The organism is Paraburkholderia phenazinium (genome assembly GCF_900141745.1).
Taxonomy (GTDB): domain Bacteria; phylum Pseudomonadota; class Gammaproteobacteria; order Burkholderiales; family Burkholderiaceae; genus Paraburkholderia; species Paraburkholderia phenazinium_B.
In genome coordinates this window covers 2,006,832-2,021,159 of sequence record NZ_FSRM01000001.1, presented here as the reverse complement: position 1 = coordinate 2,021,159, position 14,328 = coordinate 2,006,832, and the positions used below count along the sequence as shown (strand labels likewise).

General features: G+C 62.4%; 13 protein-coding genes. 3 read left to right on the top strand and 10 right to left on the bottom strand.

What is annotated here, in order from left to right; translation table 11 throughout:
• Positions 1–9: 9 nt before the first annotated feature.
• The 8 genes from BUS06_RS09405 to BUS06_RS09370 are packed head-to-tail and all read right to left on the bottom strand — an operon-like array spanning position 10 to position 7,001.
• Entirely contained in the window at positions 10–1,311 is a 1,302-nt protein-coding gene (locus BUS06_RS09405; RefSeq protein ID WP_074264023.1) for an MSMEG_0569 family flavin-dependent oxidoreductase, read from the bottom strand.
• Positions 1,312–1,336: 25 nt separating this feature from the next.
• The gene (locus BUS06_RS09400; protein WP_074264022.1) at positions 1,337–1,621 is read right to left on the bottom strand and encodes an MSMEG_0570 family nitrogen starvation response protein; all 285 of its coding nucleotides are present in this window, start codon (positions 1,619–1,621) and stop codon (positions 1,337–1,339) included.
• A 24-nt stretch (positions 1,622–1,645) separates the two neighbouring features.
• Positions 1,646–2,824, bottom strand: coding sequence for an MSMEG_0565 family glycosyltransferase (locus BUS06_RS09395; RefSeq protein WP_074264021.1), 1,179 nt, complete (start codon positions 2,822–2,824; stop codon positions 1,646–1,648).
• Positions 2,821–3,807 (bottom strand): sll0787 family AIR synthase-like protein, encoded by a 987-nt coding sequence (locus BUS06_RS09390; protein ID WP_074264020.1) that lies wholly within the window; start codon positions 3,805–3,807, stop codon positions 2,821–2,823. The genes BUS06_RS09395 and BUS06_RS09390 overlap by 4 nt, the downstream gene beginning before the upstream one ends.
• Positions 3,804–4,379: an MSMEG_0567/Sll0786 family nitrogen starvation N-acetyltransferase gene (locus BUS06_RS09385; protein WP_074264019.1), complete on the bottom strand. Its 576-nt coding sequence runs from the start codon at positions 4,377–4,379 to the stop codon at positions 3,804–3,806. Before BUS06_RS09385 ends, BUS06_RS09390 begins: the two co-directional genes overlap by 4 nt.
• A 2-nt stretch (positions 4,380–4,381) precedes the next feature.
• On the bottom strand, positions 4,382–5,452 hold the full coding sequence (locus tag BUS06_RS09380; protein ID WP_074264018.1) for an MSMEG_0568 family radical SAM protein: 1,071 nt from the start codon (positions 5,450–5,452) through the stop codon (positions 4,382–4,384).
• A complete protein-coding gene (locus BUS06_RS09375; RefSeq protein WP_074264017.1) occupies positions 5,445–6,500 on the bottom strand; it encodes a Nit6803 family nitrilase in 1,056 nt (351 codons plus the stop codon). The genes BUS06_RS09380 and BUS06_RS09375 overlap by 8 nt, the downstream gene beginning before the upstream one ends.
• An 18-nt stretch (positions 6,501–6,518) precedes the next feature.
• Positions 6,519–7,001, bottom strand: a complete 483-nt coding sequence (locus tag BUS06_RS09370; protein ID WP_074264016.1) for an MSMEG_0572/Sll0783 family nitrogen starvation response protein — start codon at positions 6,999–7,001, stop codon at positions 6,519–6,521.
• Between the two features lie 345 nt (positions 7,002–7,346).
• On the opposite strand from BUS06_RS09370, the gene BUS06_RS09365 reads away from it, so the two are divergent.
• The 3 genes from BUS06_RS09365 to BUS06_RS09355 all read left to right on the top strand — a co-directional run bounded on the left by BUS06_RS09365 (position 7,347) and on the right by BUS06_RS09355 (position 12,524).
• Positions 7,347–8,738, top strand: coding sequence for an aminotransferase-like domain-containing protein (locus BUS06_RS09365; RefSeq protein ID WP_074264015.1), 1,392 nt, complete (start codon positions 7,347–7,349; stop codon positions 8,736–8,738).
• Between the two features lie 379 nt (positions 8,739–9,117).
• Entirely contained in the window at positions 9,118–10,698 is a 1,581-nt protein-coding gene (locus BUS06_RS09360; protein WP_074264014.1) for a methyl-accepting chemotaxis protein, read from the top strand.
• Between the two features lie 110 nt (positions 10,699–10,808).
• Complete coding sequence (locus tag BUS06_RS09355) at positions 10,809–12,524, top strand: hypothetical protein (RefSeq protein WP_254368800.1); 1,716 nt, start codon at positions 10,809–10,811, stop codon at positions 12,522–12,524.
• An 80-nt stretch (positions 12,525–12,604) separates the two neighbouring features.
• Here the strand turns inward: BUS06_RS09355 and BUS06_RS09350 are convergent, their stop codons facing one another.
• Both BUS06_RS09350 and BUS06_RS09345 read right to left on the bottom strand, forming a co-directional pair.
• Complete coding sequence (locus tag BUS06_RS09350) at positions 12,605–12,985, bottom strand: DUF5594 family protein (protein WP_074264013.1); 381 nt, start codon at positions 12,983–12,985, stop codon at positions 12,605–12,607.
• Positions 12,986–13,065: 80 nt separating this feature from the next.
• On the bottom strand, positions 13,066–14,277 hold the full coding sequence (locus BUS06_RS09345; protein ID WP_167379380.1) for a dienelactone hydrolase family protein: 1,212 nt from the start codon (positions 14,275–14,277) through the stop codon (positions 13,066–13,068).
• Positions 14,278–14,328: the final 51 nt, after the last annotated feature.

Sequence of the window (14,328 nt, the reverse complement as noted above, 5' to 3'; positions counted from 1 at the left end):
TCACGCCTCTCAAGCCGCCATCGACGCACACGTCGCGGCCCGCTCACGCTCTTTTGCAAGAAGCGCCTGCACGACGTATTCCGCATCGCGCGCAATTCCCGAGAAGCGGCCCGAGCCCCATGTATGCAACCACGGCAAGCCGACGAAATACAATCCTTCGACCGGCGTCACGCCGCGGTGATGGGCCGGATAACCGCGCCCGTTGAACACCGGCGCATCGATCCAGCTAAAGTCGGGCGTAAAGCCGATACACCAGATGATCGATGTAATACCGCTCGCTGCAAGTTCGAGCGTCGCGCGTTCGTGCGGAGGCTGCCATAAAGGCTCGTAGGGAACGCCTGGCGGCGCACTGATACCATTCTTTTCGATGAAAGCGTCGATGCTTGCATTGATGCGGTTATACGTGTCGTCCGCATCGTCGAGATTGGCCGCGAGATTCGGCTGAAAATGCAACTGTCCATCGCGCAGATCTTCTAGCCGTCCGTATAATTCCATGCCCTCGGCGGCAAAGCGGCGCAAGTCGATATCGCGTCCACCGTCGCGGCCGGTCACATAGTGATTGGTGTTGTCGCGCACCCCTTCGCGCAACGGATGTTTTTCTACCGGCATATCGTAGTACTGCATATCCGCGAGCCAATCCACCACATCGCGCCCGCGATAAAAGCGTGCGCAGCGCGGCGCCTCGCCTACGGCAAGCACCACCTTGCGGCCGGCCAGATGCAGGTCCTCCGCAATTTGCGCACCGGACTGCCCTGAGCCTACCACCAGCACCGCACCTTCTGGTAGCGCCTGCGGATTGCGATACTCAGACGACTGCAGCTGCACGATCTGCGCTGGCAGACGCTCCGCCATGCGTGGCACGATCGGCGTGTGGTAGCCGCCTGAAGCCACCACGACGTGGTCAGCCGTGAAATCACCCTGCGAGGTGGCCACCGCATAGCTGCCATCCTCCTGGCGCTTCACGCGGCTGACCTGGGTATGCTCGAGCAGCGGTGCATCCACCATCGCAATGAAGCCATCGAGGTACGCGATGATTTCGTCCTTTTTCATGAAGCCATGCGGATCGTCGCCGGGGTACGGGTAGCCTGGCAACGCGCATTGCCAGTTCGGCGTGACGAGGCAGAACGCATCCCAGCGTTGCTTGCGCCAGGTGTGCGTGACGGTCTGCTTTTCGAGCACGAGGTGATCGACGCCGGCCTGCTTCAGGTAATAGCTGACCGACAGGCCCGCCTGCCCGCCGCCAACGACGAGCACGCTGTAATGGCCATTGCCGCGTGGACCCGCGCTCATGGAATGCGCTGTGTTCGACATGATGCGTCCTTGCAAGTAATAACGTTCAGACCAGTTCGATGACTTTCACGGTGGCGTCCGCGTGATCGCGAAAGCGCTGCGCGTCGTGTTCGATCTGCGCGAGTTGATCCATCGCTGCCGAGCACGCGAAACCATACTTCTGCCGCACCCGCTCCGAAGCAATATTGAGCGCCTCGCGCGAGCGCTTGACGAAATCGTCGAGCGGATACATATGGCCCGGCGTAAAAAAGTCGCTGACTACCTGTGACGGCGAATAGCAGTTCGCTTCCTCGCCATCGGGCCATTGAATGCGAAAGTGCATGACAGGCATGGAAATTCCTTTGTGCAAATGACTTTAGTGCATCGCGAGCGGCTGGCGTGCCAGCCATGCGCGGTAGACGTCGACATGACGGCGCGCGCTCGCGGCCCAGCTAAAGCGGGCGAGCAGCGCGGGCACCGCATGGGTGAAATCGGTGGCATGCTCGCCGTTGAGCACGTGCAGCAGCGCTGCGCCAATTGAATTCGTGTCGGTCGGCGTAGCCCAGCAGCAAGTGGCGCTATCGAGGTATTCCGTGAACGGTGCGATCGCCGACGCAACAACCGGCGTGCCGCAGGCGAGCGCCTCCAGGACAACGAGTCCAAAGCCCTCGCGTATCGATACCATCGCCAGCACGTCGGCGCTGCGAAATAACGCGGGCATCGCAGCATCTTCAAGAGGCCCGGTGACGACGATGCTTTCCTGCGGTCCGATAGATAAACCTAGTTCCGCTGCTCGCTGGATAAAGCGCCGCGTGTACGCATCGTGATCGAGCAGACTGGCCCCGCCCGCGACGACCAGTTGCGCCTCGGCAAACACTGTGCGCACTGCGGCAAATGCATGAAGTAGCGCGAGCGTGTTCTTGCGCGCTTCGACGCCACCCACCGCGAGAATCAGCGGGCCTGCTCCGAGTCCGAGTTGCTGCTGCATGACCTCATCGGCAGACGATGTATATGACGTGAAACGGGTTGGATCGACGCCATTCGGTACTGTGACCGCAGTAATTCCATAACGGCTGAGCATTTCACGCGTCCATGTGTCACTCACGCACAAAACCTGATCCGCGTCGCGATACGCACGTTCCTGCCATGCCGCGAGGCGCGGATCGTCGAAGTGATCCAGGTGGTGCACAGTGCGCACGAAACCGGGGATCGCGCCTTCTTCCCTGAGTTCTGCCAACGCGTTGCCGCTGATGCTGTCCTCGGCATGCAAGACATCGAACGCGTTCGTGCCGTGCTCAAGCACACTGCGTTTCAAGGCACGAATGCGCGCATCGACCAGCGCTACCGTACCGGCTTGCGACCCGATCACGGGCGCATACACCACACGACAAGGGGGCGTACGAAATAGCATCTCGCCGTTCGTAGCTGGCGCGAACACCGTGACATTGTGGCCCTGCGCGCTGAGTGCGCTCGCGAGTTCGAGCGTATGCACAACGCCACCGCGCGGATTGACCGAATGCGTCAGCAGCCCGATGCGCAATGTGCCCGTGTTCATTGCAGCACCTGATCCGTCGAGACGATAAACGGTTCACCGCTAAAGTCCCACAACACGGCGGCGTCATCGCCGCGATGCGCAACAACCTCGCGCGTTGCATCCACCGTTCCAATCACGGCACAATCAAGCGCACGCGCCACGAACTGGGCCTGCACGCGCTCGACGTGTTCTTCGCGCACCGCGAGCAGATAGCCGTAGCTCGGAAACGCGGTAACCCAGCGTGCCAGCGGCACGTCAGCCGGTCTAGGAATTGCATCGAGATCGATACGTGCGCCGACCTGCGAGCATTCGAGCAACATCAATGCCGTACCAAGCGTACCTGCCATGCTGATGTCTTTCGCCGCGTCGCACAGTCCGCTCTCCGCCAGCCGCGGCAGCAACTCCAGATCGTCTCGCAGACGCGCAGCCGGCGCGCCCACCGAAGCATTCCAGAACGGATACGGTTCTTCGAAGCGGCCACGCAGATCAACCGCCATCAGCAGACGATCGCCGGGGCGCGCGTTGAAGCTCGACAGCAGCGCCTTGGCGCGGCCGAGAATCGACACCGCCAGTTGCGCCTGATCGCTGCGTGCATTGGTGTGCCCACCCACAATCGGCACCCCGTACGCCACCGAAGCCGCCGCCATCCCCGCGAGCACCTCATGCGCCGCCTCGATGCCATTGCTCCAGAGCGCGTCCACCACCGCGAGCGGACGGCCGCCCATCGCGTAGATATCGCTGACGTTGACCATCACGCTGCTGTAGCCCGCGAACCACGGCATCGCCTGCACGAAGTCGCTGACCATCCCTTCGATGGCGAACAACAGATAACCGTCACCATCCGGCAAGGCCGCGCAATCGTCGCCCACGGCCACCGCCTGGCCGAGATCGCCAGCGCCGCCCGGCAGCTGACGCGCAAGCGACGACACCACACCGGCAATATCGGTCTTGTGCCGGAAGCCGCGGCTCTCGCGCAAGCTGGCGACGAGATCCGCCACGCTCATGACGCGCTCCGCGATTTCGCAACAAAGCCACTGCGCGGAGTGGTGCACGGCGGGTAGTGCTCGAGTTGCGCCTGCATCAGATGATGCGGACGCCCAAGCATCGTCTCCTGTGCCAGCGCATCCCAATGCAACGCCTGAAACATCGGCACGTTCTGGCTCTGCACGTGCGCGAGAAACGTCTCGCAACCTAGCGCATGAGCGCTCGTCACGGCAAGCCGGATCAGCGTCGCGCCAATCTTGCCGTGACGTCGAAACGCCGCGTGCACCGCTAGCCGTGAGCCGTACCACACACCTGGCGCCTCCTGATGGATGCGCACCGTGCCCACTACCTGCTCGGGCATCCCCGCAATACAGCTCACCGCCACGAGTTGCTGGGCACGTTCATCGACCTCGTCGCGATCGTCGCCGACAAAGATGCCCTGCTCGATGCAGAACACCGCACGCCGCAGCTTGTAGGCCTCCTCAGCTTCCCACGGCAGCGTGGTCCATTTGATGCGAAATTCGGTCGGCGTGTACAGCACCGGTGTGAGATCGAGTTCTTCGGATGCGCCCGCAATCGCTTCGCCAAACATGATCACACCTCGTACGAAGAGAGCGACGAACAGGCGCCGCACTTGCCGCAGCCGGCCTTGATGTCGCTCGAGCGAAGGCCCGCTTCCGAAAGCATCGCTCCGAGCGGCTGCAGAACCGACTTCATGAATTCAGGCGTAGGCGCCGGGTGATCCTCGAGCGGCGTGCCGCTGATCGGCACGAATGGCACCACGAACGGATAGACACCGAGCTCGATCAGCTCGCGCGACATGGTCAGAATGGCTTCAGCCGTATCGCCGAGTCCGGCAAGGATATAGGTGCTCACCTGGCCGCGTCCAAATACGGACACAGCCGCCTTGAACGACTCCATGTAACGCGACAGCGGCACGCTCGACTTGCCAGGCATGATGCGTTCGCGCAATGAAGGTGTCACCACTTCGAGATGCATGCCAAGCGTATCGATACCGCTCGCTTTCATGCGGGCGAACCAGCGGTCGTCGTCCGGCGGTTCGCATTGCGCCTGAATCGGCAGATCGACTGCCGCGCGGATCGCAAACGCGCTTTCGCACAGGATCTGCGCGCCGCGGTCGCTGGTGGGCGGCGTGCCGGTGGTCAGCACCATATGCTTCACGCCGTCGAGCAGCACGGCCGCGCGCGCCACCTCGGCGAGCTGCTCCGGGCTCTTGCGGGCAATCGTGCGGCCTGCCGCCAACGACTGGCCGATCGCGCAGAACTTGCAGGTCTTGCGACGGCTCTCGTAGCGGATGCACGTCTGCAGCACCGTGGTAGCCAACACGTCGGCACTATGCAGCGTGGCGATGTGCGAATACGGCACGCCATCGAGCGTCTGCATGCCATAGAAACGCGGCGCCTTCGGGAAGCTGATATTGGCGATCGGAATCGTGCCGCGCAGCAGGGAACTGGTACCGCTCGCGTCGGCGGGCGCCGCGACGAAGGGAGAATGCCATGCGGTGTTGGTATGCACCGGCACCATGATCGTCACGCCATCCACCGTCACGGCCTTGTGGTCCGACGGCCCCGCGCCACCGCGCCGGCTGGCGACGCCTGTACCCGGATCGGCGAGCCGCAGGCCCACCGATTGCAACTCAGTCATCAATTGCCGGCTCGCGGCTGGCAGGGTCTCGTTGGCGTTCATCGCGGCATCCCGTGGTTGAGTTGAAATCAGTGGCTGTTTCAGGGGCAAAAGCGTTGGCAGAAGCGCCCCATGAAGGCATCGGCGAGACGGTCGTGGCCGGCCGTTCATTGATCGCGAGGCTCAGCAGTTCGGGCCGCGCGTAGTGGCCCACCGAATCCATCATGCGTTTGCGCTTGGTGATCAGTGCCATGTCGAGATCTGCGATCACCATGCCCTCACCTTCGCGCAGCGGCGCCGCGAGATGCTGCCCTTCCGGTGAGACGATCGCCGTATTGCAGCCACCGCGCAGCGCCTTCTGCAGACCCGTGTCGCTGGTGACCGAAGCGATCTGCGCTTCGGTCAGCCATCCCGTCGCGTTGACGACGAAGCAGCCCGACTCCAGTGCGTGATGCCGGATCGTTACTTCGATCTGCTCCGCAAAGATCGGCCCCACCAGCGAGCCCGGAAACTGACTGCAATGAATCTCCTCGTGCTGCGTCATCAGCGCATAGCGCGCGAGCGGGTTGTAGTGCTCCCAGCACGCGAGCGCGCCGACTCGCGCATAGGCAGTCTGCACCACCTTCAGCCCTGCCGCATCGCCTTGCCCCCAGATCATCCGTTCATGAAACGTCGGCGTGATCTTGCGGCGCTTGAGCAGCAACCGGCCGTCTACGTCGAAGATCAGCTGCGTGTTGTAGAGGCTGCCGTGATCGCGCTCATTGACACCGAGCACGACCACCATGCGATGCAGGCGCGCCCGCTCGGCGACGGCCTGCGTCACAGGCCCCGGCACCACGACCGCCTCTTCGTACAACTTCATGTGATCGGCACCGGAGGCCACCGGCGGCCGCACGAACGAAAAGTACGGGTAATACGGCACGAAGGTTTCAGGAAACACGATCAGTTGCACGCCTTCGCGCGCCGCCTGATCGATTGCTTCGCAGACCTTGTTGAGTGTGCCGTCGCTGCGCTCGAAGTCCGGTGAAATCTGGACCGCGGCGGCACGGACAATGCGTTTTTCAGACATGGTGATGGCCGCCCGTGCTCAGACCGTCCAGGTGTGGATAATCAGCGCGTTGTCCTTACGATGCAGAAGCTGGATGTCGAGCACGTCAAGCGGGCTGATTGGGCGGATGCCTTCGATCAGCGAAGCCTCACCATGTCCATACAGCGCCTGCAGCGCGAAACGGCACGCATACACCTTGCCGCCCTCTTCCATGAACTTGGTCAACTGCTTGTTGAAGTTCAGATGACCAGGGAAGGCTTCGTCGCCGAGCGTAGGAAAGCCGCGTTGCAAGCCAAGCGTGACGCCTGGCCCGTAGAGCAGCACTGACGTCTCGAAGCCTTTGCGTTGCAAACGGGTGGCCTGCAGCAGGTTGACGAAACCGATCGAGCCTTCAAAGGCCACCGTGTGAAACGTGACCAGCGCTTTTTCGCCCGGCTCGGCCTTCACATCCTCGAAGACCTTCTCTTCGTAGTCGACGAGGTAATCGCCCTTCTGATGCAGCGGTTTGTTGACGGCAGGCATGGCACTCTCCAATGTGGTTTGCGTGAACGGTAAATGTCGCGTGGTAGCACGGCGCCACAAGACGTCTGCGCCGCGCTTACTAACGCAACGGCCGTGCCATTGAAAGCGTGGGCCGATGCGATCACTTTCCAATCAAACAGACGATCATTCGTTAAGCGCCCCGAAAAAATTTTTGGCCTGAAGCTTGCGTATAGCGAGCGCAGCCAATAGAAGCGCCGTTTACCGTGTTGACCGCACCAGCCAGGGGCAATAGCACGATGCCAATGCGCACAGCCGGTGCAGTCATTCACCAGAAACGATCAATCCGATCATTGAAAGCGATCACTTTTTAGCCGTACAAAAACGATGAGTAGCCCGACACATCACTGGATCAAACGCCTCGCCGAAATCCGCAAACCCGCTTACCTCGCGATTCCCGATCTGATCGAAGAAGATCTCGCCACCGGGCGGCTGCGGCCACGCGACCGGCTGCCGGGTCTGCGCGATCTGGCCGACGAGCTGTCGCTCAACTACACCACGGTGGCACGCGCCTACGCCGAAGCGAAGAAGCGCGGCTTGCTCGATTCGCGCGCCGGCAGCGGCACTTTCGTGCGCGGCCGCACCGCCACGCTGCCACTCTCCGGCGGCAGCAGCATCGAGATGACGATGAACACGCCGCCCGAGCCGGCGGAATACGCCGCGCGTTTGCGCGAATCGGCCGCCCGTCTGATGGCCGATAGCGATCCCTATCAGTTGCTGCGCTATCAGGACTTCGGCGGCTCGCCGGCCGACAAGGCAGCCGGCGCCGAGTGGCTCAAACGCCGCCTGCCCAACTGCCCGGCGGAAAACGTGCTGGTGTGCCCCGGCATTCATAGCGCGCTGGTGGCGCTCGTTTCGCAACTCGCGCGGCCAGGGGCGATGATCTGTCTCGACACGCTCGCCTATCCAGGCATCAAGGCGATCGCCGCGCAACTGGGCGTGCGCCTGCAGGCGCTTGCACGCGACGACGAAGGGCCGCTTGCGCATGCGTTCGAAGCGCTCTGCAAGACCGACAAGCCGAGTGCGTTCTATTGCAATCCGACGCTGCAGAATCCCAGTACGCTCACGCTCACCAACAAGCGCCGCGAAGCGCTCGCGGATGTCGCGCTACGCTACAGCGTGCCGATCATCGAAGATGACGCCTACGCCATGTTGCCGCTGCAGGCGCCCGACACGCTGGCGAGTTTCGCGCCTGAATTGACCTACTACGTCACAGGTCTCTCCAAAAGCCTTGGGGCAGGCTTGCGCGTCGCCTATCTGCAGGCGCCTACGCCACGTCAGACGCAACGCCTCGCCGGCGCACTGCGCGCAACCACTGTCATGGCAAGTCCGTTTACGGTGTCGCTCGCGACCCAATGGGTGATCGACGGCACCGCGCAAGAGATGCTCAACGCCATTCGCAGCGAGTCCAGAGCCCGTCAGACGATCGCGGCGCGCGTCCTCGATGGCTGGTCTTACGATGCGCATGCGGATGGCTTTCATCTGTGGCTGCCGATTCCGGGCGTCGACGGTTGGAGTTCGTCCGAGCTGGCGCTGCAGTTGCGCAACCAGGGCATCGCGGCCGTTGCCAGTGCCGCGTTTTCGACCGATGGCAATCCACCCAATGCAGTGCGCGTGTGTCTTGGTGGCTCGAAGAATCGCGAAGAGTGCGAGGAGGCGCTGCGCGTCATCGCCGAAACGCTCGAGCATCCGCATCATCTGCATTCGGCAATCATGTGAGCCGCGAGCGCAAAGAGAGGCGCTAAACGCAGCGCCGAAAGTCAATCAAAAGGCCACGTCCGTAACACGCCGAAAGTAAGCCACGTCCGCGACAGTTCAAGTTTGCGGCGCCGCCGCCGTATACCCGCATGAGACTTCGTGCCTCGCATCAGCAATGACGATGCAAGACACGCTCAATAGTCTGAAGATTGACTCGCTGCAGGGCGTGACGCTACCGCCCCGCCATAAACAGTTCAAATACTCATCACGGCCCTTCCGGACTCGCGGCGCACTTCACCGTGCCGTAACGTCCGACCGCCCCTACCGGTCCCAGCTGCTGCGCCGATGCCAAAAGCGCGGGCGGCAAGCAGCAATCCGCTTAACGTATCCAGGAGTAGTTGTGTCGTTTTTTAGAAATCTGAAAATTGCCGCCAAGCTGGCATTGCTAGGCGCCGTACTGTTGGCGGCGACGATGGTGGTCGGGCTGGAAGGATGGCATGCGCTCTCGAAGACGCACACGCTGCAGACCGAATCCGCCTTGACCCTCGAGCAATACAGCCAGGCGGCCGACACCGCCCGCGTCGCCCAGGTCGAGTTCAAGAAGCAGGTTCAGGAATGGAAAGATCTGCTATTGCGCAGCACCGATGCGACCGCACTCGCCACTCATCAGCAGGCGTTCATCGCACAGAGCGACAAGACCACCGCCGCGTTGCAAAAGCTCAGAAGCCAGTTGGTTGCGTTGAGCGTGAATCCCGAGGGCGTCGACAATGCGATTGCCACGCATGAGTCGCTGCAGACGAGCTATCTTGGCGCACTCCAGCATTTCGACGTCGCCAACCCCAACAGCCCGCATATCGTCGACGCACTCGTCAAAGGCATCGACCGTGCGCCGACCAATGCGATCGATGCGATTGTCGCTTCGGTCATGCAACAGGCGCAGGCTTCGAACCAGCGCATCGAACAGGCCTCCCTCAACGCTTACCACCTCGCGTGCACCCTGCTGCTGGTCGTCGTGCTGGCGGCACTCGTGGCCGGCGCCGCGGCGGTCTGGTTTCTGAGCCGCAGCATCACCGTGCCGGTCAGGCAAGCCGTGGGGGTGGCGCAAGCGGTGGCCGCAGGCGATCTGCGTGCCGACGTGATCGTCGAGAGCAGCGACGAAACAGGCCAGTTGCTGATTGCACTTAACGACATGAATCAACGGCTGCGCCATATCGTCAGCGAAATCCGCGAGGGCGCCACGACCATTTCTGCCGCCACCCAGCAAATTGCCGCGGGCAATCTGGATCTGTCCGCACGCACTGAGCAGCAGGCGGCGTCGCTCGAAGAAACCGCCGCATCGATGCAGCATTTCACAGACTCCGTCCAACAGAACGCAAGTCATGCACGCAACGCAACCACACTTGCACAAACCGCGGCACAAGCGGCGCGTGACGGCGGCGTCGTGATGAGCGACGCAGTGCGCACGATGGCGCAGATCAACGCGGCGTCGAAGCGGATCGTCGACATCACCGGTGTGGTCGAAGCCATTGCAGCGCAGACCAACATTCTCGCGCTCAATGCCGCAGTCGAAGCGGCTCGCGCGGGCAGCCAGGGACGCGGCTTCGCCGTGGTCGCAAGCGAAGTGCGCAGTCTCGCGCAGCGCTCGGCGGACGCCGCGCGCGAGATCAAGGAACTGATTCGCGACTCGGTGTCGACCATCGAAGTCGGCACACAACTGATCCATCGCGCGAGCGACACGATGGATGGCGTGGTGGAAAGCGCGGGCAGCGTCACACGCATTGTCGAAGCGATTGCAACCGCTACGGTCGATCAGGCCACCGGCATTGCCGAGGTGAACGACGCTGTGAACCAGATGGATCAGGTCACACAAAGCAACGCGGCACTCGTCGAGCAGGCCGCCGCGGCCGCCGATGCTGTGCAGAACAAGGCGTCTGGCCTCGTGGAAAGCGTCAGTTTCTTTCGATTGGGAGAGACTGCCTGACGAATCTGAAAGCGCTACGTCAATAATCGTTCACGAAGCGCTGCTACGGTAGCGCGGTTGTCCTGCAGGTCCGTCACTAATATTCCCTCAATGCTGTACGGAGACTACAGATGCAAACCGCTGCCCGCTCGCGCCTGCTCACCGGCGCTCTTTCCCGCTTCAATTCCCGTTCTGTTCTCAAAGCGCGAAACCCATTGGTAGCGCTCACGCTGATCGCTGCAAGCGCCGGTGCATGTGCGCAGCAATTTCCCTTTGGCGGCCAAACCCCGTTCTTTCCCGGCTTGCTGGTGGTTAGCCGCAGTGTGTACGACAATCTGTCGAGCAATGTCCAGGTGGGCACGATCCTGCCGCCGGACTGTGCCAACACGACCGGAGGCTGCAGCACCGGCGCCACCGTCGACGGCACCTATCCGTACGTCTGGAACAACGTACTGTCCGACTCGAACTTCGGTATCACGTCGCGCATCTATCTCGATCAGCTGACGCCTTCGGGCGAAATGGTCAGCTCACTCGAAGTCCCCAACAGTCTGCATCCTCAGCGCGATTCGAACGGCCAGCTGGTCACGAGCTTTAGTTCGAAATCCGAACTGGCGTTGCATCTGTCTACCGACGGCCGCTATCTGAGCTTTGTCGGCTACGTTGCGCCCGTGAACGCGATCGATGCTTCGAACGCGAATACGCCTGGCGAAGTCGATCCGACCAATCCGGATGGGCAGAACGTGTTTCGCGGGATTGCACGTGTCGATGGTCTGGGCAATTTCCGCTTCACCGAAACGAATGCCTTCAGCGGCGATAACGGACGCGCCGCCATTCTGAACGACAGCAACGGCCACGACTTTTTCTACGCCACCGGCAATGCCGGCAACGGTTCGAACCCGCAACCCGACGGCGTGATCATCGGCACAGGCGCGCAGATCGTGGAAGCGTCGAACCAGTCCGAGGCGCAGCAAAACCCGGGCGCACCGACACCGCTCGGCAGCTTCTCCGTCACCGAACTCGGCGCCAAAGCCGACAAGATCGGCAAGGACGACAACTTCCGCGGCATCACGATCTACAACAATGTGTTGTACTACACGAAGGGCAGCGGCAGCAACGGCGTGAATACGGTGTACTTCCTCGACACCACCGGCAAGGCCTGCCCGTCCGGCACAGGCGTGCCGGCGGCCAATGCGAAGCTGCCCACCACGCCGCTTTCCTTTGATTCCGCGACGCTGCAAACGAGCGGTCTGCCCAGCAATATGTGTATCCTGGCAGGCTTCCCCACGACGCTCACCAAGCAGCTGACGACGCCCGCCTTCCCGTTCGGCATGTGGTTCGCCAACGCCACGACGCTGTACGTTGCGGATGAAGGCGACGGCTACACCGGCGGCACCGATCTGTTCACGCATGCCGCCGCGCAAACGGGTGCAGGGCTGCAGAAATGGATCTACAACGCCTCGGCGAAAAAGTGGACGCTGGCCTATACGCTTCAGGCCGGTCTGAATCTTGGTACGGAGTACACAGTACCGGGCTATCCGACGGGTTCGAATTCGGCCACGGGCCTGCCGTGGGCGCCTGCTACCGACGGCCTGCGCAATCTGACCGGCCGCGTCGAAAACGACGGCACGGTGACGATCTGGGCGATTACGTCGACGGTCAGCGGCAATGGCGATATTGGCGCTGATCCGAACCGCCTGGTGGTGACGCGCGATGTGCTGAAGAACACGACCGCCGCTGGCGCCGCCAGGGAAAAGTTCGTGACGCTGCGTAGTGCCGGCTTCGGTGAAGTGCTGCGTGGCGTGTCGTTCACGCCGGGTAGCATTGCCACGAACGGGAATCGGTTCTAACGGGCCCAGGAGGACGGGACTCGTCCTCTGAACCCGACAGACCCGGCGGGTACGGCGCCGGTTGCTTCACAGCACCGGCGTCAGGACTCGAAATCCAGACCGCCGATCAATATCTCGGGCTCGGCCTGAGTATGCGAGCGAAAATCGACCTCGCGCGCGTTGTGCCATGCATCGAGCTTACGCGGAATCGCATTCAGATAACTGGCGAAGCGCGCCTCGCCGCCCTCTCCCATCAGACGCTCGATTTCGTCGCTGTCCCAGGTCAGATGCAGATTGAGCTTGTGCGGATAATGCCGCACCACTTCGATCGGTTCGGCCCATACCCTGACGCTGGTCGGATGGCCGTGGCCGTGATACGGCAACACTTCCGCGTGCACACCCGTGTCGAACAAGGCGGCGATGGTCGTTGCAATGCGGGGGGCGAATTCGTGGTCGAACCTGGCTACGGTCTCCGGATTCATATCGATCTCTCCGTCGAGCTTGGCGAGCCATCGTAGCACGAGGGAGACGGGCCGCGTACGGGCCAGACCGCCACGCGTCCCTACTGAACCACCCGCTGCCCCAGCGCATAAACCTCGCACTCCGACCACCTCGATCTGCAATACGCCAATGCATGCTCGGCGGCTTCCTGCGGTGTGCGCTCGATCAGCGTATTCGAGCAATGCCCGCCTGCGGCGATCACAAATGCCTTGCCTTCGTTGCGCGAGGCGCCATACAGCGCAAACCGGTCCCGGCAGCCCTCATTCAGACCAGGCGGTTGCGGCAGCGCAGCGGGGGCAGGCAACTGCACGACGATCTGGGTCGGCAGATTCAACGTCTTCAGGAACGGTTCGACCGTCGGCCACCAGACTTCAGCGGGGGCATCGTAGAGCAGTTCATGACCGTCGTCGCCAAACGGTGGCAACACCGCAAGCTGCGCCGACGCGCCGTGCGAGGTATAGGCCGCAAGCATTTGCCGCGCGAGATCAGGGTTGAAATAATGATCGTTCTCCGACCACACCCACTGGCTCGGCATCTTCGCCGTCGAGCCATACTGCTCGACCGCCTCGATCAGTTGATCCGGCCGGCACACAAAGTCAGGGCGGCTCGAGCCACGGCCGCCGGCGAAATCGAGCACTCCAACCACGCCTTGCGGATTGCGCGCCGACGCCGCGAGCACGGCAAGACCGCCGGTCGATTTGCCGAGCAACAGCACGCGCTGAGCGTCTACCCAAGGTTGCGCACGCAACGAGTCCAGCGCGCCCAGCAAGTCGTCGGCCGACGCCTTACCGGGCGAGAGATAGTCGGGGCTGCGGCACGGACCTCCGCTCTCTGCATACGGACCGTCCGAGTGCCCGAAGCCGCGGCGCAAGACGATCACGGCGGCGTACCCTCGTTGCGCAAACGCCACCGCGGCGGTCAGCAGCAGTTCCGGCGCACGGTCTCCAACACCCGTCGCAGCGACGCGCGGCGTGCCGGGCGTCATCAGCACCAGCGGCCAGCGCCCGGGGCGGTCCGGGCGTACCACCAGGGCTTCGAGGTTGGGCTTCGTGCCATCCGGCAAGGTGATCTGCAGTGCGATGGGTTCACGCACGAGACCCGGCAATAGCGCGGTTTCGTCAGACGAGGCATTCGCCGGCGCCTGCTGCGCCCATGCCTGCAGAGGCACACTCGCCATGACGAGCAGAAGACCACAGCAGCGCATGAAGCGCACGCTCAGGCCTGGAAGCTGGATACAGCGTTGCCAGATGGATTGGGCAGTCCTGTCGCTCATTGTTAAATGCCTATGCGCGTTTCGAGCCATACAGCGTGGAGGGATAGCGTG